Source organism: Streptomyces sp. SAS_270 (assembly GCF_052543295.1).
Map to the genome: position 1 here is coordinate 23590 of NZ_JBMNDS010000049.1, position 19451 is coordinate 43040.

The 19451-nt window shown below is 70.8% G+C and carries 18 protein-coding genes; 5 read left to right on the forward strand and 13 right to left on the reverse strand.

What is annotated here, in order from left to right:
• Positions 1-40: 40 nt before the first annotated feature.
• Positions 41-850, reverse strand: coding sequence for an ABC transporter ATP-binding protein (locus tag ACN6LB_RS28170; RefSeq protein ID WP_445028328.1), 810 nt, complete (start codon positions 848-850; stop codon positions 41-43).
• Between the two features lies 1 nt (position 851).
• Positions 852-2648, reverse strand: coding sequence for a 2-isopropylmalate synthase (gene leuA, locus ACN6LB_RS28175; protein ID WP_445028329.1), 1797 nt, complete (start codon positions 2646-2648; stop codon positions 852-854).
• A 184-nt stretch (positions 2649-2832) separates the two neighbouring features.
• On the opposite strand from leuA, the gene ACN6LB_RS28180 reads away from it, so the two are divergent.
• From ACN6LB_RS28180 to ACN6LB_RS28190, 3 genes are all read left to right on the forward strand, one after another.
• Complete coding sequence (locus ACN6LB_RS28180; RefSeq protein WP_445028365.1) at positions 2833-3522, forward strand: FadR/GntR family transcriptional regulator; 690 nt, start codon at positions 2833-2835, stop codon at positions 3520-3522.
• 399 nt (positions 3523-3921) lie between these two features.
• Positions 3922-4134 carry a hypothetical protein gene (locus tag ACN6LB_RS28185; protein ID WP_445028330.1) on the forward strand — a complete coding sequence of 71 codons (213 nt, stop codon included), beginning with the start codon at positions 3922-3924 and terminating at the stop codon, positions 4132-4134.
• 418 nt (positions 4135-4552) lie between these two features.
• A complete protein-coding gene (locus ACN6LB_RS28190; protein ID WP_356135538.1) occupies positions 4553-6640 on the forward strand; it encodes a SpoIIE family protein phosphatase in 2088 nt (695 codons plus the stop codon).
• Positions 6641-6659: 19 nt separating this feature from the next.
• On the opposite strand, the gene ACN6LB_RS28195 is transcribed toward ACN6LB_RS28190, so the two are convergent.
• Genes ACN6LB_RS28195 through ACN6LB_RS28205 form a run of 3 tightly spaced genes read right to left on the reverse strand, consistent with a single transcriptional unit; the run spans position 6660 to position 8797 of the window.
• Positions 6660-7217, reverse strand: coding sequence for a dihydrofolate reductase family protein (locus tag ACN6LB_RS28195; RefSeq protein WP_445028331.1), 558 nt, complete (start codon positions 7215-7217; stop codon positions 6660-6662).
• Between the two features lie 56 nt (positions 7218-7273).
• Positions 7274-8212, reverse strand: a complete 939-nt coding sequence (locus ACN6LB_RS28200) for a sigma-70 family RNA polymerase sigma factor (RefSeq protein ID WP_445028332.1) — start codon at positions 8210-8212, stop codon at positions 7274-7276.
• Between the two features lie 39 nt (positions 8213-8251).
• On the reverse strand, positions 8252-8797 hold the full coding sequence (locus ACN6LB_RS28205) for a GNAT family N-acetyltransferase (protein WP_356135532.1): 546 nt from the start codon (positions 8795-8797) through the stop codon (positions 8252-8254).
• A gap of 173 nt (positions 8798-8970) precedes the next feature.
• Here ACN6LB_RS28205 and ACN6LB_RS28210 point away from each other — a divergent pair, with 173 nt between their 5' ends.
• Entirely contained in the window at positions 8971-9825 is an 855-nt protein-coding gene (locus ACN6LB_RS28210; protein WP_445028333.1) for a GNAT family N-acetyltransferase, read from the forward strand.
• Between the two features lie 171 nt (positions 9826-9996).
• Here the strand turns inward: ACN6LB_RS28210 and ACN6LB_RS28215 are convergent, their stop codons facing one another.
• The 4 genes from ACN6LB_RS28215 to ACN6LB_RS28230 are packed head-to-tail and all read right to left on the reverse strand — an operon-like array spanning position 9997 to position 14666.
• Positions 9997-11064, reverse strand: coding sequence for a glucose-1-phosphate thymidylyltransferase (locus ACN6LB_RS28215; protein WP_445028334.1), 1068 nt, complete (start codon positions 11062-11064; stop codon positions 9997-9999).
• Complete coding sequence (locus tag ACN6LB_RS28220) at positions 11061-12038, reverse strand: UDP-glucuronic acid decarboxylase family protein (RefSeq protein ID WP_445028335.1); 978 nt, start codon at positions 12036-12038, stop codon at positions 11061-11063. Before ACN6LB_RS28220 ends, ACN6LB_RS28215 begins: the two co-directional genes overlap by 4 nt.
• 13 nt (positions 12039-12051) lie before the next feature.
• On the reverse strand, positions 12052-13395 hold the full coding sequence (locus tag ACN6LB_RS28225; RefSeq protein WP_445028336.1) for a UDP-glucose dehydrogenase family protein: 1344 nt from the start codon (positions 13393-13395) through the stop codon (positions 12052-12054).
• Positions 13386-14666 (reverse strand): glycosyltransferase family 4 protein, encoded by a 1281-nt coding sequence (locus tag ACN6LB_RS28230; RefSeq protein WP_445028337.1) that lies wholly within the window; start codon positions 14664-14666, stop codon positions 13386-13388. Before ACN6LB_RS28230 ends, ACN6LB_RS28225 begins: the two co-directional genes overlap by 10 nt.
• A gap of 108 nt (positions 14667-14774) precedes the next feature.
• Between ACN6LB_RS28230 and ACN6LB_RS28235 the strand changes: the two genes are divergently transcribed.
• Positions 14775-15749, forward strand: a complete 975-nt coding sequence (locus ACN6LB_RS28235) for a methyltransferase domain-containing protein (RefSeq protein WP_445028338.1) — start codon at positions 14775-14777, stop codon at positions 15747-15749.
• 17 nt (positions 15750-15766) lie between these two features.
• Here ACN6LB_RS28235 and ACN6LB_RS28240 read toward each other — a convergent pair whose 3' ends face one another.
• The 4 genes from ACN6LB_RS28240 to ACN6LB_RS28255 are packed head-to-tail and all read right to left on the reverse strand — an operon-like array spanning position 15767 to position 19431.
• Entirely contained in the window at positions 15767-16714 is a 948-nt protein-coding gene (locus tag ACN6LB_RS28240; protein ID WP_445028339.1) for an NAD-dependent epimerase/dehydratase family protein, read from the reverse strand.
• Positions 16702-17283 carry a sugar transferase gene (locus ACN6LB_RS28245; protein WP_445028340.1) on the reverse strand — a complete coding sequence of 194 codons (582 nt, stop codon included), beginning with the start codon at positions 17281-17283 and terminating at the stop codon, positions 16702-16704. Before ACN6LB_RS28245 ends, ACN6LB_RS28240 begins: the two co-directional genes overlap by 13 nt.
• Positions 17201-18370, reverse strand: coding sequence for a glycosyltransferase family 2 protein (locus tag ACN6LB_RS28250; RefSeq protein ID WP_445028341.1), 1170 nt, complete (start codon positions 18368-18370; stop codon positions 17201-17203). The genes ACN6LB_RS28245 and ACN6LB_RS28250 overlap by 83 nt, the downstream gene beginning before the upstream one ends.
• Positions 18370-19431, reverse strand: a complete 1062-nt coding sequence (locus ACN6LB_RS28255) for a glycosyltransferase family 4 protein (RefSeq protein WP_445028342.1) — start codon at positions 19429-19431, stop codon at positions 18370-18372. The genes ACN6LB_RS28250 and ACN6LB_RS28255 overlap by 1 nt, the downstream gene beginning before the upstream one ends.
• Positions 19432-19451: the final 20 nt, after the last annotated feature.

The window sequence follows — 19451 nt, forward strand, 5'->3', positions numbered from 1 at the left end:
CCCCCCCCCCCCCCCCCCCCCCCCCCCCCCCCCGACGTCCTCAGCCGATGCCTGCTCCCGCCGGGCGACCGGACCGTACGTTCCAGCGTCCGTCGACACGGGTCAGGCGGATGGGATGGCCGAAGCATTTGCTGACCTGATCGCTGGTCAGCACCGCGTCGGCGGGGCCGGACGCAAGACAGCGCCCGTCGCGCAGCAGCATCACATGGGTGGTTCCGGGAGGGAGTTCCTCCAGGTGGTGGGTGACGAGGACGGACGCGAGATCCGGACAGGTGCGCTGGAGGGTGTCGAGCCGCTCGATGAGCTGTTCGCGTCCGGCGACGTCCAGGCCGGTCGCGGGCTCGTCGAGCAGCAGCAGCCGGGGACTGGGCATGAGAGCCCGGGCGATCAGTGCGCGTCCCCGCTCGCCCTGGGAGAGGGTCGGCCACCGTGCCGCGCGTCGGTCGCCGAGTCCGAGCAGACCGATGAGGCGGTCGGCCAGGGCGAGTTGCTCGGAGGTGGGTGCCTGGCGGGGTACGCGCTCGACGGTGTTCGTCAGTCCGGTCAGGACGACGTCGTGGACCTTGAGGGGTGAGTTCAGCGGATGCCGTGGGTCGACGTGGCCGACGTAGGAGCGAAGCTCGCGCAGGTCGACCCGGCCCACCCGCCGGCCCAGCACGTCGACGGTCCCGCGAGTGGGGTGGCCGAGTGCGCCGAGAAGACCGAGCAGGGTGCTCTTGCCTGCCCCGTTGGCTCCCAGCAGTGCCCAGTGCTCGCCTGCCCGCACGGTCAGCGACACCTCGCGCAGGATGGGACGGCCGTCGCGGACGACTTCCACGTCCTGGGCGTGGAGTACCGCGGGTGCGTTCATGTCAGGCCTGCCCGGAGCGGTTGACGGCGGCCAGGACGGCGTGGACCGATGCGGTCAGGACGGAGGTGTCCCGGCCCGCCCCCCAGCAGACGACGTCGCCGACGCGGCACTCCGTGTAGGCCACGGCGGGACTGCCCTCTCCGGTCGCGGTGGAGTGCTCGCTGTAGCCGAGGATGTCGACGGTGATCCCCGCCGTACGCAGGGCGTCGGCGAGGGCGGACAGCGGTCCGTTGCCGGAGCCATGGCAGGCGCGCTCCCGTCCGGCGGTGCGCAGCGTCCCGGTGAAGCGGTGCTCACCGGGGGCGGTCTCCGTGGTGCTCCAGGAGACCAGCGCGACCGGGCCCTCCAGAGCGGGCGTGATGTAGGTGGTGCGGAAGAGTTCCCCCAGTTCCTTGGCGGAGAGTTCCTGGCCGGTCGTGTCCGTGACGTGCTGCACCGTTCGGGAGAAGTCCGGACGCAGTGCCTGAGGCAGGTCCAGGCCGTGGTGCGTCCGCAGGAGGTGCGCGATACCTCCCTTGCCGGACTGGGAGTTGATGCGGATGACCTCCTCGTACGTCCGGCCTATGTCGCCCGGGTCGATGGGCAGATACGGCACCGCCCACGGAGCCACCTCGACGGGGAGGCCCTTCTCGGCGGCCTGCGCGGCGTGATGGGCCATGCCCTTGGCGATGGCGTCCTGGTGGGTACCGGAGAAGGCCGTGTGCACGAGCTCGCCCCCGTAGGGGTGACGGGGGTGCACCGGCAGCCGGTTGCAGTGCTCCACCACCTCGCGCACCGCGTCGATGTCGGAGAAGTCGACCATCGGGTTCACGCCCTGTGCGTACAGGTTGAGGGCCAGGGTCACCAGGTCGACGTTCCCGGTGCGCTCACCGTTGCCGAACAGACAGCCCTCCACGCGCTGCGCCCCGGCCAGGACGGCGAGTTCGGCGCATGCGACGCCGGTGCCGCGGTCGTTGTGCGGGTGGACCGAGAGGATCACGGAGTCACGGCGCGCCAGATGGCGGTGCATGTACTCGATCTGGTCCGCGTAGACGTTGGGGGTGGCGATCTCCACGGTCGCCGGCAGGTTGTGGATCACGGGCCGGTCCGGGCTCGCGTCCCACAGCTCGGTGAGGCTGTCGCACACCTCCAGGACGAAGTCGGGTTCCGTCAGGTTGAAGACCTCGGGGGAGAACTCGAACCGGATGTCGCTGCCGCCGCGCTGCGCCTCGGCGCCTCGCAGCAGATGGGCGGCGGCATCGCTGACCATCTGGTGGACTTCGGTGCGGGAGCGTCCCAGCACCACGTCGCGCCAGGTGGGCGCGGTGGCGGTGTAGAGGTGGACGAGGGTGCGGGGGAGTCCTTCGACGGAGGCGAGGGTCCGGTCGATGAGGTCGCGCCGGGCCGGGGTGAACACCGAGATGGTCACGTCGTCGGGGACCGCGCCGCTGTGTGCCAGGTGGCGTACGAAGTCGAAGTCGGTCCGGCTGGCGGAGGGGTAGCCGACCTCGATCTCCTTGAAGCCCATGGTGACGAGGAGGTCGAACATGCGGCGCTTGCGTGCGGTGTCCATCGGCTCGGCGAGTGCCTGGTTGCCGTCGCGCAGGTCGACCGGTACCCACAGCGGTGCCCGTTCGAGGTGACGTGAGGGCCAGGTCCGGTCCGTCAGGGGGAGGGCGACCCGCGCCTGTGCGGGCTCGTAGCGGTGGTGGGGCATCGCGCTCGGGCGTTGCGGGTTCCATCGTGGTGCGTCCGCGGGGATGTCGCCCGAGGGAGTGCGCAGGGTGGGGAACGCCGTGGTCCGGAGGGAGGCTGGCATGGTGCGGAACTTCTTTCGGTCGGCCGTCCAGTGACCGGCGCAGCCCGACACCCGCTGCGGGGAGCCGGTCGTGTCAGGCCCTGCAGCGGCGGACGAGGAGAAGGAGCTCGCGCAGCGGCATGCCGGGTACACTAACGACAACTCAGGTCCTCAGACAACCTGAGAGGTAGCGGAAAGGGTGAACGTGTCACTGGACGCCTTGCGGCCATCCCCCTTGGTCGAGCAGGCCACCGAGCGCCTGCGTGAACAGATCACCGGCGGAAGCTGGCCCGTGGGAACGAAGATCCCCGGTGAGACCACCCTGGCCGCATCCCTCGGCGTGGGGCGCTCGACCGTCCGCGAGGCACTCCGAGCCCTGGCCGGAGCAGGCCTGGTGCAGGCACGCCAGGGCTCCGGCGTCTTCGTCATCGCGACCAGGCCCCACGAGGACTGGTCCACCCGGCTGCGCCAGGCGGCCATCACCGACGTCTACGAAGTCCGCATGCTCGTCGAGGTCGAAGCGGCGCAACTGGCCGCGCGACGCCGGACCGACGACGACATCACCGCCCTCGGCGAAGCCCTGGCCGGGCGCCGCGACGCCGCGGGCGCCGGTGACGCCGAGTTCGTCGACGCCGACATCGCCCTGCACGCCGCTGTGGTGGCCGCCGCGCACAACCCGGTACTCGAGGGCCTGTTCACCGAGTTCGTCCCGGTGCTGCGACGCGGGCTGATCGACCTGGTGGAACTGCTCGATCTGCGCTCCGGCACCCCGAACCACGGCGACGACGGGCACGCCGCACTGGTGGACGCCGTCACGCGGGCGGACGCGGAGGCCGCCGGAAGCATCCTGCGCGACGAGCTGCAGCGGACCCTCGCCCAGCTCCACTCCAGATGAAAACACGGTGGGCACGCCCGGCCATGTGCCGGACGCGCCCACCGGGATGCAAGGACTACTTCGTGGCCGTCACCTGCAGTGGCGCGAGGTCCGGCCTCGGCACGGCCCGGTTGCTACCGGTCAGCGACGAAGCAGCCGTGCTCTGCGGCGCCGCGCCCTTGTAGTACGACGTGTAGGTAGTGGGTACCCACGCCGATGGCCGCACCGACCTCGGACGATGCGGCGCGTCGGCGGCGGACCGGCGCGGCGGAGCCGGTGAGGCAGGGCCGGTGTGCGCCGCCTACGCCGTCTGTTCATCGGATGAGCGCATGGCCCCGAACGGGGGCGTGCGCTCACGCGATCCGGTGTACGCGCGGCTGCCGCCGTGCCGCCGGGGCGGACCGCGCGTTGCACAGCGGCATGAACGGCACATCCATCACGTCGGGATACGTCAGCCTGGTGCACGCGGGGGATCACCCGCCGCACCCTCGTCCCACGGCGTCGAGCAGGCCGGACACCCCGATCTATCTCGGTCTGGTCGCCGACTGGCGGGCCAGCGGCCGAACCGTTCCCGGCCAGACGGACCCGTGGCCGGTGGAGCTCGCCCTCGGGGGTGAACCGTGGCCGTGCTGAGCAGGTCCAGCAGCGACACCCCGGTTCTCTCGCACGCCCGTGACCTGCTGACTCGCTGGGCACGGACCGGCAGAGCGGCCGTTTCGGCCCTGGCCTCGGCCCCGCGCCGGTGGCGGCGGCCCGGCGCGCCGGATCCGCTGGCGGATCTGGTGCGGACGGCGGAGCGCCTGCACTACGGGGGTGGCGGGCGATGATTTCTGTCAGCGTGTCCCGGGAGGGAAAGAGGAGAACCGGCGGTTCGCCGGATCTGGCTGCACGTTTCGGCTACTTTCTGTGATGATCTGGCCAGTCGGTGACGACTGCGCCGACCGCCGGTCCCGGGGGGACCATGGAAGCAGCGGGGACACTGGATGAGTGATGCGGGCCGAAGCCGGTCCGGGACGGCACAGCGAACGGAACGGGCGGAGGCGGTCCTCTGATGAGCACAGCCGGATCCTTGCGGACCGATTCCGACGAGCCGGAGCCCGGGACGTCCAGGCCGAGCGGGCTGCTGGACGTGCTCGGCATGGCGGCGGTCGTGCTCGACGCCGACGGACGCATCGTGCTGTGGAGTTCGCAGGCCGAGGAACTGTTCGGTTACGCCGCACCCGAGGCACTCGGCCAGTACGCGGGCCGTCTGATGGTCCACGAACAGCACCGCGGCCTGGTCGTCAAGCTGTTCGAACGGGTGATGGAGGTCGGCGAGGGCTGGGCCGGAGCGTTCCCCATCCGGCACAAGGACGGCACCACACGGCTGGTGGAGTTCCGCAACACACCGCTCGTGGACGACAGCGGGGCTCGTCACGCCCTGAGCCTGGCCACGGACCGCGGCACCGTGCGGCAGGTGGAGCGCGGGCTCGCGCTCTCGGCGCAGATGGTCTCGCAGTCCCCGATCGGCCTCGCGGTCCTCGACACCGATCTGCGGTACGTGACCGTCAACCCGGCGCTGGAACGCATCAATGGCGTGTCCGCCGCGGAGCATCTGGGCCGATCGAGCCGGGAGGTCCTGCCGTTCCTCGACGTCGACGCCATCGAGGGTTCCCTGCGCCGGGTGCTGGACACCGGAACCCCGCTCGTCGACCAGCAGGCTGTCGGCCGCACCCCGGCCGATCCGGACCACGACCGTGCCTGGTCGGTCTCCATGCACCGGCTGGAGGACGCCGTCGGCACCGTGCTGGGCGTGGCCATCTCGGTGGTGGACGTCACCGAGCGGTATCTCGCTGGCATCGAGGCCGATCGCGCCCGGCGCAGGCTGGCGCTGATCGCCGACGCCTCCGCCCGCATCGGCACCACTCTCGAACTGGATCAGACAGCACGCGAGTTGGCCGATGTCGCCGTTCCCGAACTGGCGGACATCGCGGCCGTCGACCTGCTCGACGACGTCCTGCAGGGGCGGCGCGCCCATGTGCTGCCCACCGGCCCGGTCGTCATCCGGGCCCTCGCCGTCAAGGCCGACCGGCCCACCGAGGCGCTGCGTGCCGCCGACCCGCCCGGGCATGTCGCGCGCTACGCGGCCGACCGGCTCGTCACCCAGTGCGTGCACACGGGCCGGCCCGTCATGGTGCGCCACGTCGAGGACCAGGACCTGCCGCGCATAGCCCGCGACGACGAGGCGGCCACGCTGCTGTCCAGGGCGGGTGTCCACTCGTATCTCGCCGTGCCGCTGACCGCCCGCGGGGAGGTGATCGGCGCTCTCGACCTCAAGCGCACCCGCAACCCGCTGCCGTTCAGCGACGACGACGTCGTTCTGGCGCGTGAGCTGGCCGCCCGCGCGGCAGTGCAGATCGACAACGCCCGCTGGTACCAGAGCGCGCGTACCACCGCCGTCACCCTGCAGCGCAGCCTGCTGCCCGCCAGCCCGCCGTCCACCGTGGGCCTGGAGGTCGCCTCCCGCTACCAGCCGGCCGACGCCGCGAGCGAGGTGGGCGGCGACTGGTTCGACCTCATCTCCCTGGAGGGCGACCGGACCGCGCTCGTCGTGGGCGACGTCATGGGCAGCGGCATCAACGCCGCCGCCACCATGGGACGCCTGCGCACCGCGACCAGCACCCTGGCCTCCCTCCAGCTCGAACCGGCCCGGCTCCTCGAACACCTCGACAAGATCACCGCGGGCCTGGACCACTACATCGCCACCTGTATCTACGCGGTCTACGACCCCCACCTGCGGCAGGTGCAGATAGCGAACGCCGGACACCTGCCGCCCGCCCTGGTCCGCGCCGAAGGCCCCTCGGAGCTGCTCGACCTGCCCACCGGCGTGCCCCTGGGCGTGGGCGGCGTCGCCTTCTCCACCACCACGGTGGCCTTCGAACCGGGAGACCAGCTCGTCCTGTACACCGATGGGCTGGTGGAAACCCGGCAGCACTCCATCGACGAGCGCCTCGCCACCTTCCTCGGCCTCCTCGACGACCCGAGCCGCCCCCTGGAAGCCCTCTGCGACCGGCTCCTGCGCACCCTGCGCCGCCCGGACAACCACGACGACGTGGCCCTCCTGGTCGCCCGGGCGCGGGACTGGTCGGCAGGGGCGTAGGCGAGACGAAAGCCTCGGGTCAGCGCGCTGCCTTGCGGTAGCGCGCGAGGACGGCGGCGCCGGACGCCTCGGCCGACAGGCACTCCAGGTCCGCGGGCGGGCTGCCGACGGGGAAGAGCCGCTCGCCGGTACCGAGGATGCTGGGGAAGGTCAGCAGCCGGTACTCGTCGACCAGGTCCTCGGCCATCAGCGCGTGCACGACGCTCAGGCTGCCCGCGACGATCACGTCGCGCTGCTCGCGCTTGACCGCGTCGACGAGGTCGCCGTCGACGATCCGCGAGTTCTGCCAGGCCGACGTGTCGGTCAACGTCCGCGTGGCGACCAGTTTCGCCGCGGCGTTCATCCGCGCCGAGAACGAGTCCTCGCGTCCCGGCCACAGCCGCGAGAACAGCTGCCAGGTCGTACGTCCCAACAGCAGGACGCCGTCGTCCAGCGTGCCGCCCAGCCGGAACTTGTCCCCGGCGACCGCTTCGGGTCCGTGCCGGAACATCCAGCCGCCGGTCGGCGTGCCCCCGGCTCCGTCGGGGTCGGACACGAAGCCGTCCAAGGTGATGAACTGAATGACGATGACGCTCATGGCGGGGTTCCCTTCGATCGATGCTCAGCCGTACATACCGGCGGCATCGGCCCCACTCATCGCGGCCGGCGAAATTCGTCGGAAGAAATTCGCCGTGGCAGGTCGAAGGCGGCGAAGACGCGTGGATCGGTGAACACGACGTTGTGTGTGACGCGCCCGTCGGTGACGGTGAGGACCTGGAGCGTGTGCAGCCGGTGGCCGCCGCCGGGCTCGGGAGCGTAGGCGGCGAGCGCGGGTTGCCCGCCGGCGGTGAGAGACCGCATGCCCCAGCCCGTCCCGCGCATCCGGAACACCCGCTCCATGAACAGGCCGTAGTCGCGGCTGCCGCGGTACCACAAGGGCACCGGCGGCATTTCCAGCACCGCTTCGTCGGTCAGGAGCCGCACCAGCGCCGGGACGTCGGCCGCCTCGAAAGCCCGCAGATACCGCTGGACCACCGCGCGCACCTCGGGATCGTCCGGCTCCGCGACCTCGTCGAGACCGCCCACGTCCGCGAGGGCGGCGCGGGCCCGCTGCAAAGCGCTGTTGACCGCTGCGGCCGTCGTCCCGAGCTGCGCGGCGACCTCGGCGGCGCTGAACTCCAGCACCTCCCGCAGGACGAGCACGGCCCGCTGCCGCGGCGGCAGGACCTGCATCGCCGCCACCAGCGCGAGCCGCAGGTCGGCCCGCACCCCCGTGTCGAACCGGGCGTCCGGAAACGGCTGCAGCCAGGGGATGTCGAGAGCCGGTGTGAGGGGCGCCTCGGGATCCGCGCTCGGCGCACCCAGCCCGGACGGCAACGGCCGCCGCGCCCGCCCCTCCAGCGCGGTCAGACACACGTTGGTCGCGATCCGGTACAGCCAGGTCCGTACGGAAGCCCGCGTGGCGTCGTACCGGGCGCGCGCCTTCCATGCGCGCAGCATCGTCTCCTGCACCAGGTCCTCGGCCTCGTGGAACGAGCCCAGCATCCGGTAGCAGTACGCCACCAGCTCACCTCGGTACGGCTCGAAGTCCACCCGCCCATGATGGCGCAAGGGGGGATTCGGGGCAGCGGATCACCCGAGGCCGTCACCGCGACCGGGCGGTGCGAAGTCGCCTCGCAGGATGCTGTAGCGCATGAGGTCGCGCCACTGCCCGTCGCGGAAGACGACGCTGCGCAGTACGCCCTCCCGGGTGAATCCGGCCTTCTCCAGGGCGCGTTGCTCGGCGATGTTGTCGACCTCGGTGTCCGCCTCGATACGCCGCACCAGGGTGTGGGCGAACAGGTAGTGGACCAGCTGCCGTTGTGCCTCGGTGCCCGCGCCCTTGCCGCGCGCCTGTGGCAGCAGGCCGACGCCGATGTTCCAGTAGAACGTGCTGCGGGTGACCACGACCTTCCGCCAGCCGACGAAACCGAGCTGTTCGCCGTCGCGTACCACCATCAAGTGGCCTGAATCGTCGGTGATCAGGCCGTTCTCCGCCCACATGCGATGCCAGCGGTCGGTGTCCCACCAGCCGAACCACTGGAAGGCACCGGCGACCTCCGGCTCCATCCGGAAGCGGTCCATGACGGACAGGTCCTGCTCGGACACCGGACGCAGGCTCACACTCTCGACGCTCATACGGTGCAAGCCTAGATCGTCCGCCCGCGGCACCCAACACCGTTGGCCAGATGGCTGGTTGGGCGGCCGTCCGCATGATCGCGACGTGGCGTACGGCACGCCGATCGGGAAGGATGCGGTGCGGTGCGGCCGATCACCGCACCGGACACCTCCCTGTGGAATGGAGCGCACAGATGACCTCTGCGGGTCCCGAGGACCTCGTCGTCACCCAGGCCTCGCTCGACGACTGGCCGGTGATCAGCGGTTGGGCGGCGGACGAGGGGTGGAACCCCGGGCTGTCGGACGGCCCGAGCTTCTTCACCCAGGACCCCGAGGGCTTCTTCCTCGGCCGGATCGGCGGGGAACCCGTCTCGGCGATCTCCGTCGTCAACTACGGGGCCGACTACGCCTTCCTGGGCTGCTATCTCGTCCGCCCCGACCTGCGCGGCCGCGGCTATGGCATCGCCACCTGGAAGACGGGCCTCGCGCACGCCGAAGGCCGGACCGTCGGCCTCGACGGAGTGGTCGCGCAGCAGGACAACTACCGCCAGTCCGGCTTCGAACTCGCCTACCGCACCGCCCGTTTCAGCGGAACCGCCCCTGTGGGGGAGACGGCACCGGGAGTCCGGCCTGCCGAGGCGGCGGACTTCGAGGCGATCACGGCGTACGACAGCGCCTGCTACCCCGCGGACCGGCCGCTCTTCGTGCAGCGTTGGCTGGCCACCCCCGGCCATCGCACCGTCGTCCGCCATGTCGACGGGCGCCTCACGGGCTACGGTGTGATCCGGCCGGCCCGCGACGCCCTGCGCATCGGCCCGCTGTTCGCCGACACCGCGGAGGACGCCCGGGCCCTCTTCCTCGCGCTGACCGCCGACGCCGCCGGGAGCGAGGTCGCCATCGACATCCCACGGACGACCACGGCGGGGATCGCCCTGGCGGAGGAGTTCGGCCTCACACCGTCATTCGAGACGGCCCGCATGTACACCGGACCGGTCAGGCCGTTCGCCGGGGAGCGCATCTACGGAGTCACCACGCTCGAACTGGGCTAGGCGGCGGGCGCGCGCTCCTTCAACGGCTGACCACGCAAGGACCTGGCCGAGGGCCTGGGGCTTGTCGAGCACGGTGACCGTCACATCGGGCGGGTCGTCCGGGCCGAGCAGCGTACGGACGTTGGGAACCGATGAAGCCGGCGGCGCCGGTGACCAGGATGCGGGTGCGCGTCACGACGAGATCTGTACCTTGCTGTGGTCGCCGAGGATGAGCCGGTGCACGGAGGGGATGCTCGGAGCCGGGGTGACCTCGACGTTGTGACCGATGAGCGACTCCTCGATCCGGCCGATCCCGATGACGGTCGCCCTGTGCAGCACGATCGAGTACTCGATCTCGCTGCTCTCGATGCGGCAGTCCTCGGCGATCGAGGAGAACGGGCCGATGAAGGAGTCGGAGACCACGGTTCCGGCACCGATGACGGCAGGGCCGACCACGCGGCTGCGGAAGACCTTGGCGCCGTCCTCGATCCGGACCCGGCCGATGAGTTCGCTGTACGCGTCCACGCTGCCGTCGATCCGCGATTCGAGCGTCTCCAGAACGGAACGGTTCACCTCCAGCATGTCCGTGACGTTGCCGGTGTCCTTCCAGTATCCGGAGATCGTCGTGGCCCTTACGTCGCGGCCCTGGTCGATCAGCCACTGGATGGCGTCGGTGATCTCCAACTCCCCGCGTCGGGAGGGGCCGATGGAGCGTACGGCCTCGTGGACGGCGGGGGAGAAGAGGTACACGCCGACCAGCGCGAGATCGCTCTTGGGCATCTGCGGCTTCTCCTCCAGTCTCATCACCCGGCCCGCGTCGTCGAGTTCGGCGATTCCGAACGCCGTGGGTTCGGGCACCCGGGTCAGCAGGATCCGGGCGTCCGGCCGTTCGGCGCGGAAGCCGTCGACCAGGCCGGTGATGCCTCCGACGATGAAGTTGTCGCCGAGGTACATCACGAAGTCGTCGTTGCCGAGGAAGTCCCGGGCGATGAGAACCGCATGGGCGAGCCCGCGGGGAGCGTCCTGCGGAATGTAGGTGACGTTCAGCCCGAATGCCGAGCCGTCGCCGACCGCCGCACGGATCTCCTTCTCGGTGTCCCCGACCACGATCCCGGTCTCGGTGACTCCGGCCTCGGCGATGGCCTCAAGGCCGTAGAAGAGCACCGGCTTGTTGGCGACCGGGACCAGTTGCTTGGCGGATGTGTGTGTGATCGGGCGGAGTCGGGTGCCCGCTCCGCCGCAGAGTACGAGTGCCTTCATGATGTTCGCCCCACAGCGGACCGCTCGGGCGGCCTGACGAGTGCGTGCGGCTGCGACATGAACCAGTCCACGGTGTGCCGCAGTCCTTCTTCCAGGGGCACCCGGGGGTGCCAACCAAGACTCTCCTGAGCACGGGTGATCACCGGGCGTCGGCGGGCCGGGTCGTCGACGGGCAGCGGGAGGAAGCGGAGTTCGCTGCGCGAACCCGTCACGAGCCGGACCAGTTCGGCGAGTTCGCGTACCGTCCGTTCCTTCGGGTTGCCCAGGTTGAACGGGCCGGTGTGCTGCGAGTCCAGCAGTGCCACGAGGCCGCGGACCAGATCGTCGACGTAGCAGAAACTGCGGGTCTGGCTTCCGTCGCCGAAGACGGTCAGCTCTTCGCCGTCCAGCGCCTGGCGAATGAAGCTGGAGACCACCCGGCCGTCGTGCGGGCGCATACGGGGACCGTAGGTGTTGAAGATCCGGACGATGCCGACGTCGGCGCCGAGGTGGCGCCGGTAGGCCATCGCGAGTGCCTCGGAGAAGCGCTTGGCCTCGTCGTAGACACTCCGCGGTCCGATGGGGTTGACGTGCCCCCAGTAGTCCTCGCTCTGCGGGTGCACCAGCGGGTCGCCGTAGATCTCGCTGGTCGAGGCGAGGACGAAGCGTGCGCCGTGCCGTACGGCGAGTTGCAGCATGTTCTCGGTGCCACGGCTGCCCACGGTCAGTGTCTCCAGTGGGTGCCGGCCGTAGTCGAACGGCGATGCGGGGCTGGCCAGATGCACGACGGCGTCGACCTTCCCGGAGACCTCGACCCCCTCCGTGATGTCGCACGGGATGCACCGGAACAGCGGCTCGCGCAGCAGGTGGGCGGTGTTCTGCGGCCTGCCCGAGGAGAAGTTGTCCAGGCAGGAGACCATGTCCCCTCTGTGGACCAGGACTTCGCACACATGCGATCCCAGAAAGCCGCTGCCGCCGGACACCACCACGTGCATGGACTCCACCCCGTCAGTCGAGAGCCGGAAGCCCGGGGCCCGGACGGCCGAGGCCCGGACGGCCGAGGGCGCGCAGCGTCCATCCCGCGGCCTGCCACACCGCCGGATCGAGGGCGTTGCGTGCGTCGAGGACGTTCGGCGTGCGCACCACCGTGGAGAGGGCGCCGGGGTCGATCTCGCGATACTGCGGCCACTCGGTCAGGTGCAGTACGACGTCGGCCTGTTCGCAGGCCTTGGTCACCTCCAGCGCGAACTGGAGCGAGGGGAAGGCCGTCCGGGCGTTGTCGACCGCCTCCGGGTCGTGCACGCGGACCTGTGCCCCCAGCCGTTGCACCTCGTCCGCGACGGCCAGTGCCGGCGAGTCACGGATGTCGTCGCTGAGCGGCTTGAAGGCCGCCCCGAGCACCGCGACGTTACGGTCCTCGAAGGACCCGCCGAGCAGGCGCCGAGCGGCGGCGACGGCACGCCGGCGCTGCCGTGTGTTGATCTCGTCGACCTGCCTCAGGAACGCCACCGACTCGCCGAGGCCGAGTTCCTCGGCGCGGGCGGTGAAGGCCCGGATGTCCTTGGGCAGGCAGCTGCCGCCGAATCCGAGTCCTGGGGCGAGGAAGCGCGGACCGATGCGGGAGTCCCGGCCGATGGCGTCGGCCAGGGTGAGCACATCGGCACCGGTCGCGTCGCAGATCTCGGCCATGGCGTTGATGAACGAGATCTTGGCGGCGAGGAAGGAGTTCGACGCCATCTTGACCAGCTCGGCGGTGGCCAGGTCGGTGCTGATGAAGGGCACGCCCGCGCGCACCATCGGCGCGTAGACGGCTCGCAGCCGCGCGTCGGCGGCGGGTGAACGGACGCCCGCGACCAGTCGCTCCGGCCGCAGGGTGTCCTGGACCGCGCAGCCCTCCCGCAGGAACTCCGGGTTCCAGGCGAGGTCGGCGTCCGGAGCGGTCGCGCTCAGCCGGCCGGCGAGCCGGGCCGCCGTGCCGACCGGCACGGTGGACTTGCCGACGACCAGGTCGCCCTTGCGCAACCGCACTGCCAGTCCGTCCACGGCCGCATCGACGTAGCGCAGGTCGGCGGCGCCCGAGACGGGATCCTGTGGCGTGCCGACGCACACGAAGTGGGTGTCGCCGAACCGGGCGGCCTCGTCGAGCGAGGCGGTGAAGCGCAGCCGGCCCGAATCCACGGTCCTCACGAGGATCTCGGACAGGCCGGGCTCGTACAACGGCGGGTGGCCCCGGCCGAGAGCGGCGATCCGTTCCTCGTCGAGGTCGACGCCGAGGACGTCGTGCCCGATGTCCGCCATGCAGGCGGCGTGCACGGCTCCCACGTATCCGGTGCCGATGACGGTCAGTCGCATGGCGAACTCCGTTCCGGGCCGCGGCCTGCTGCAAGAGGAAGGCCCAGCAGGCCGCGATAGCAGTCGTCGATGGCCGCACACATGGCCTGCGGTGCGAAGGCCGCACGCACACGCTCGCGGCCCTGGCGCCCCATGGCGGCCGCCTCCTCGGGGTGGTCGAGCAGCCACAGCACCCCCCGTGCCAGTCCCGCCGGGTCGGCCGCCGGTGCCAGCAGGCCGGTGGCGCCGGGCTCCACCAGATCGGGCACGCCGTTGACGGAGGTGGCGACGACGGGGCGGGCGGCGGCGAGCGCCTCGGTCAGGGCGCGGCCGAGTCCCTCGTACAGGGAGGTGATGACGAAGACGTCCAGGCCTGCCACGAGTTCGGCCGCATCCGCCCGGTGGCCGGTGAGGGCCACCTCGACGCCCAGCTCCGTGGCGAGCCGCCGGACGTCTGGGGCCAGCGGGCCGTCGCCGAGCATCACGAACGTCGTGTCCGGGCGAGCGGCCCGGACCAGCGCTGCCATCCGTACGAAGTCCAGGGGAGCCTTCTGGGTGTCGATGCGCCCCACGGTTCCGACCAGGGCGGTGCCGGCGGGGACGCCGAGCGCGAGCCGGGCCGCCGGGTCGAAGTCGAGGGGGATGCGGCCCAGATCCACTGCCGACGGCACCACGTGAACGGTGCCGGGGGGCGCCAGCCGTTGCTCGACGACTTCTTGAGCGACGCGCGGCGCGACGGCCAGGAAGCGGTGGGTGAACCGTCTGGTCGCCCGCTCCAGGGCGCGGTACACGGCACGCCTGCCCGGCGACATCCGGGTGTGGAAGCTGAGGCCGTGGAAGGTGTGCACCACCACGGGCGTGCGGCACAGCCGGGCGGCGGTGCGGCCGAGGAAGCCGCCCTTCGCCGAGTGGGTGTGCACGACGGTGAACCGCTCGCGCCGGATGAGACGTACGAGCCGCCACAGGACAAGGAGATCCACGGGGGTGAGGGTGTGGCGGTATCCCGGGATCTCGACGGTGCGAACCCCTGAGGCGCGCGCCCGGTCCCACAGATCGCCGCCCGGCATTCCCGCGACCCACACCTCGTACCGGGCGGTGTCCATTCCGACGGCCGACAGCAGCGTGTTGCCGCCGGCACCCGCCCAGAAGCGGGTGATCACATGGAGGACCTTCACCTTCGGCAGCGCCGGCTGCGGCGGCAGAGCCTCACTCGGCACCACCCGCGGGGGCGGGGCCGGCCAGTCCACCGACGTGAGGTCCGGTGGGCCGGGGGCGAGCGTCTGGTGCACCATCTGCCGATCACCGCCGCGGTTGAAGATGTATATTTACGACGTATACGTACATCTTCGCCCCATCTGTGGGCCAGGTCAATCAGACAGGCATCGGCCGTGGGAGTGCGCATGACCCTGGCGGAACCGGAACTGGTCAGACACCTGCTGGTCTGTCCGCGATGCCGCTCGCCCCTGACCGCAGGCCCCGGCAACCTCTGGTGCACCTCGCCGGACTGCCCCTACGGCGACTCCCCGGGCTTTCCCGTGACCGGGCGCTGGCCGGTCCTCGTCGACTTCGAGCGGAGCGTCGTGGACCGGACGGAACCGGCAGCGGGGAACGACGGTGCGGACACGGGGCCGCATGCCGCGGGCGTGGTCACCGGATCCCGCGCCGATCGGCTCCCCACGGCCCTGCGTCGCATCTGGAAACCCCCCAACCGGGTCGCCGCCCGACAGATCGACCTGCTGCTGCGCCGCCTTCCCGGTCCGGCGCCGACCCTGCTCGTCGTCGGCGGCGCCACCGTGGGCAATGGCGTGGCGGAGGTGTACAGCGACCCACGCGTTCAGGTCATCGCATTCGACATCGTCCGCAGCCCCGTGACGCAGTTCGTCGCCGACGCACATCAGATTCCGCTCCCCACAGGCAGCGTCGACGCGGTGCTGGCGCAGGCCGTGCTGGAGCACGTACTCGATCCGCCCCAGGTCGTCAGCGAGATCCACCGGGTTCTCAAGGACGACGGGCTCGTCTACGCGGAGACGCCGTTCCTTCAGCAAGTGCATGCGGGGCCGTACGACTTCACGCGCTTCACCGCGAGCGGCCACCGCTATCTGTTCCGGCGCTTCGACGAGGTCGCCGCCGGAACCGTCGCCGGACCGGGAACGCAACTGCTCTGGACCACCGACCACCTGGTCCGCGGCCTGACCCGCTCGGCACTGGCAGGGCGCCTGACCCGGGGACTGCTGTCCTGGCTGCGCGGCATCGACCGCGTGATCCCGCCGGACTACGCGACGGACAATGCCTCCGCTCTCTACTTCCTGGGGCGCAAACGGGAACGCGAGATGACACCGAAGGAGATCGTCGCGTATTACCGCGGAGCTCAGTAGGCGGGTGTCGCGGCCGTTCACACAGCCGACGTCATCCGGGCGGTGCGCTGGGTCTCCACCATCGCGCCGAGACCGGTCCGAAGGTCCGTGCCGGGCCGGTAGCCGAAGGACTCCTGGGCCAGGGTGATGTCGGCCGCGGTGCGTTGGGCATCGCCGGGGCGGCTGGGGCCCCGCACGATGCGCGGAGGGGTGGCCAACCGGCCGAGCAGTGCGATGACTTGATTCATCGTCACCTCGGAGCCGCCGCCCAGGTTGGCGACACCGCTCCACGGCGACAGTGCGGCTTGGCGCATTGCGGTCACCACGTCGCCGACATAGGTGAAGTCACGGCTCTGCTCACCGTCTCCGTACAGGGGGAAGGGGCGATGGGTGAACGCGGCCGCGACCAGTCGGGCGAAGGCCATGTCGGGGCGCTGTCGGGGGCCGTACACGCTGAAGAGCCGCAGGGAGACCACCGGGACACCGAAGGCGGTGCGATAGGTCTCGCACAGGTGCTCCGCGGCGAGCTTGGTCACGCCGTACGGGGAGACGGGGGAGGGGCGCACCGTCTCGACGGTCGGATACGTCTCTGCGTTCCCGTAGACGGACGAGCTGGAGGCGAAGACGAGCCGGCGCAGCCCGATGTCCCGTGCGGTTTCCAGTACGCGCTGGGTGACCAGGACATTGCGCTCGAGATAGACACCGAACTCCGTGCCCCAGGAACCGCGGACACCGGGCTGGCCGGCCAGGTGATAGACCGCGTCCGTGCCGGCGAACACCGTCTCCAGGGGGACCTTCAGCAGATCGGCCCGCAGAAGGGTGAAGCGCTCACTGCCCAGCAACCGCGAGAGGTTCTCGCGTTTGCGCGCGGGCTCGTAGAAATCCGTGAGGGCGTCGACACCCAGTACCTCGTCCCCGCACGACAACAGGTGCTCGCAGAGATGGGATCCGATGAATCCGGCCGCGCCGGTCACTACGGAGCGCATCGGGACCGGCCTCCTTCGACGGTGTGCGCGGTGCGCGCGTCGCGCCGGACGGCCGACAGCACGTACCAGAACGTGCGGGCGATGAGGCGTACGACGTCGGGCAGCGTGGCGTGGGCCAGGAACTGGGCGTCCAGCGCGACACGGTGGGGGACCAGAACCGTGAGGTAGTACTCCTCCGGGTCGGGCCGGCCGTCCAGCAGAGTGGCGTCCGACCGGGACCGCAGCTGGCACGGGCCCGTCAGGCCGGGCCGGTGTCGCAGGACCCAGCGGCAGTTGGGGGGGTAGCGGTGGGCCAGGTGCGGGACTTCGGGGCGTGGGCCGACGAGTGTCATGTCGCCGCGCAGAACGTTCCACAGCTGCGGGAGTTCGTCGAGGCTGAAACGCCTGAGCAGCCGGCCCGTGCCGGTCACCCGTGCATCTGCGCCCCCGGTGACTTCGGGCCCCCGGCAGTCGCACCGCATGGTGCGGAACTTGTAGAGGGTGAACTCACGTTCTCCTTCTCCCACCCGGCGCTGGCGGAACACCGTCGGTGGCCCATTGGTGGCGCGCACCAGGAGAGCCACGAACACCAGTATCGGAGACAGGAGGAGAAGCAGCGCCGTGGCGAGGGCGACGTCCAGGATCCGGCAGGGGAGCGAGGGGCGTATCGGAGCCGTCGCCGACGGAACCCGTGGAGGATGCAGATGGACGGTGTCGGTGTCCATGGGGGAGTCCTTGTTCGAGGAGCCAGTGCAAAAATCCCCAGTAGCCACTGAGGGCGTCCCGGAATTCGGTGGGGCTGCGCCGGAGCGCGGCTCTGGTGAGCCGTGCGGCCGGCTCGACCGTCAGGGTGAGGGCCACCAGTGACCAGGCCCGGCCGGGCGGCCAGTGTCGGAAGGCGTACAGGCAGCGGCTGCACAGGGAAAGGCGCAACCGTTCACCGCCCAGTTGCGAGGAGCTCACCCCACCGATGTGGTGGACCCGGGCCTGCTGGACGTAGTACGAACCCCAGCCGATCTGCAGGGCCCGCAGGGCGAGGTCGGTCTCCTCGAAGTAGAGGAAGTAGCGCTCGTCGAAACCGTCCAGTTCCGTGAAGAGTGATCGGCGTACGAGGAAGAAGGCGCCGATGACCTGGTCGACGCGTCGCGACGCCGTGGTCTCCGCCGGGCGGAGGTGATGGGGCGGGAAGACGCTCGGCAGCAGTCGGTCGAGGCCGGTCGTCTTGCCCACGAAGATGCGCAGGCTGGGGAAGCGGGAGCAGGAGATTCCCGGCCGTCCGTGCTCGTCGACCATGCGTCCGCCGCAGATGCCGATGGTGTCGGCGGCCGGGCTGCGGAGGAATCGGCCGACGGCGCGCAGTGCGTCGGGATACGGCTCGGTGTCCGGATTGAGGAAGAGGATGAGGGCCGAGCCGCAGCGGGCGGCGCCTTGGTTGCAGGCGGCGGCGAATCCGCGGTTGGCGGTGTTGCGCACGACTTGGAGCGGGATTCCGGCGGTGTCCAGACCGCTGAGGGAATCGTCGCTCGACGCGTTGTCGACGACGACGATCTGCGCCACTCGCAGCTCCGACCGGTCCGCCCGGCCGACAGCACGCAGACAGTCGCGCAGATGGCGGCCGGTGTTCCAGTTGACGATCACGACGTCGGCGGCCGGCGGGATCCGCGCAGGCGAGCTCATCACGCCACCGGTCCGAGTTCGAGGGCTGCCGCCCAGCGGGGGAGCCACGCGTCGTAGGAGTAGCGGCGGGCGATGATCTCCCGGGCGCTGGTGCCGAGTTGTTCGCGGGCAGCGGTGGGCGAGTCGAGGAGCCCGAGGATCGCCGGGGCCCAGTCGTCGGGACGGCGGGGTGCCGGAAAGCCGAACGAGGACAGCAGTTCGGCGTTGACGCCGAGCGGCGTGGCCACGGCTGGCACTCCGGCGGCGGCGTACTGCAGGAGCTTGTATCCGCACTTGCCGAGGCTGTACGAGGTCGTGGGCAGTGGCATCAGACCGAGGTCCATCTCGGCCAGCGCCGTGCGCTGGGTGTCCGGGCTCCATGCGACACGGTCGATGAAGGCCTCGATACCGCCGAGTGTCCGCGTCGTCGTGCCGACGAGCGTCAACCGGGCGCCGGTGCGGCGATGGACCTCCGCGAGGGCCCGGCCGATGAGCAGCAGGTGGGGTTCGTTGTCGGGCGAGCCGATCCAGCCGAGCCGCGGCGGGTCGTGCAGTCCGTAGAAGGTCTTCGGGACGTAGTCCTCCGGCGCCACGCAACTGGGGATCACGACGACATCCCGGTGGTGGTGCGAGGCCCAGTCCGCGAGTACCGCGTTGCCCGCGATGACCCGGTCGGCGTGGAGTACGGCGGTCCGCGCCTTCTCCGCCTTGGGGGCCAGCCGGCGCGCCAGACCCCCGGCACCGAAGTCCCACTGGAGGGCGTCGTCGAAGTCGTACACGGCGAACTCCGCACTCGTCAGCAGCCGCCGCTCCCACCAGCCGCGGCTGAGCGGCGAGGCCTCGCGGTGCAGCAGCAGCCGGCGCGGCCTGGCGCCGGCGATGTCCCGCAGTCGCAGTTCCGCCCTGGCCACGGACACCGGGTGCCGGGCGAGCCGTGAGGGGGCTGCGTCGGGGAACGACAGATAGCTGCCGACGGTGAAGTCCACACCGAGGCGGTCGAGCCACTCGAAGACGCGCACCCGCGAACTCCCGGCCTCCCGGCCGTAAGGAGTGACCGCGCAACGGTCCAGACGACGATCCATGGCTTCGCATTCCCTACAAA

Excerpts from the sequence above, each read along its gene's own strand:
- ACN6LB_RS28170 (WP_445028328.1), bottom strand. The coding sequence starts at position 850 with ATGAACGCACCCGCGGTACTCCACGCCCAGGACGTGGAAGTCGTCCGC.
- leuA (WP_445028329.1), bottom strand. The coding sequence starts at position 2,648 with ATGCCAGCCTCCCTCCGGACCACGGCGTTCCCCACCCTGCGCACTCCC.
- ACN6LB_RS28185 (WP_445028330.1), top strand. The coding sequence starts at position 3,922 with ATGAACGGCACATCCATCACGTCGGGATACGTCAGCCTGGTGCACGCG.
- ACN6LB_RS28190 (WP_356135538.1), top strand. The coding sequence starts at position 4,553 with ATGAGCACAGCCGGATCCTTGCGGACCGATTCCGACGAGCCGGAGCCC.
- ACN6LB_RS28195 (WP_445028331.1), bottom strand. The coding sequence starts at position 7,217 with ATGAGCGTCATCGTCATTCAGTTCATCACCTTGGACGGCTTCGTGTCC.
- ACN6LB_RS28205 (WP_356135532.1), bottom strand. The coding sequence starts at position 8,797 with ATGAGCGTCGAGAGTGTGAGCCTGCGTCCGGTGTCCGAGCAGGACCTG.
- ACN6LB_RS28210 (WP_445028333.1), top strand. The coding sequence starts at position 8,971 with ATGACCTCTGCGGGTCCCGAGGACCTCGTCGTCACCCAGGCCTCGCTC.
- ACN6LB_RS28215 (WP_445028334.1), bottom strand. The coding sequence starts at position 11,064 with ATGAAGGCACTCGTACTCTGCGGCGGAGCGGGCACCCGACTCCGCCCG.
- ACN6LB_RS28220 (WP_445028335.1), bottom strand. The coding sequence starts at position 12,038 with ATGCACGTGGTGGTGTCCGGCGGCAGCGGCTTTCTGGGATCGCATGTG.
- ACN6LB_RS28225 (WP_445028336.1), bottom strand. The coding sequence starts at position 13,395 with ATGCGACTGACCGTCATCGGCACCGGATACGTGGGAGCCGTGCACGCC.
- ACN6LB_RS28230 (WP_445028337.1), bottom strand. The coding sequence starts at position 14,666 with ATGGTGCACCAGACGCTCGCCCCCGGCCCACCGGACCTCACGTCGGTG.
- ACN6LB_RS28235 (WP_445028338.1), top strand. The coding sequence starts at position 14,775 with ATGACCCTGGCGGAACCGGAACTGGTCAGACACCTGCTGGTCTGTCCG.
- ACN6LB_RS28240 (WP_445028339.1), bottom strand. The coding sequence starts at position 16,714 with ATGCGCTCCGTAGTGACCGGCGCGGCCGGATTCATCGGATCCCATCTC.
- ACN6LB_RS28250 (WP_445028341.1), bottom strand. The coding sequence starts at position 18,370 with ATGAGCTCGCCTGCGCGGATCCCGCCGGCCGCCGACGTCGTGATCGTC.
- ACN6LB_RS28255 (WP_445028342.1), bottom strand. The coding sequence starts at position 19,431 with ATGGATCGTCGTCTGGACCGTTGCGCGGTCACTCCTTACGGCCGGGAG.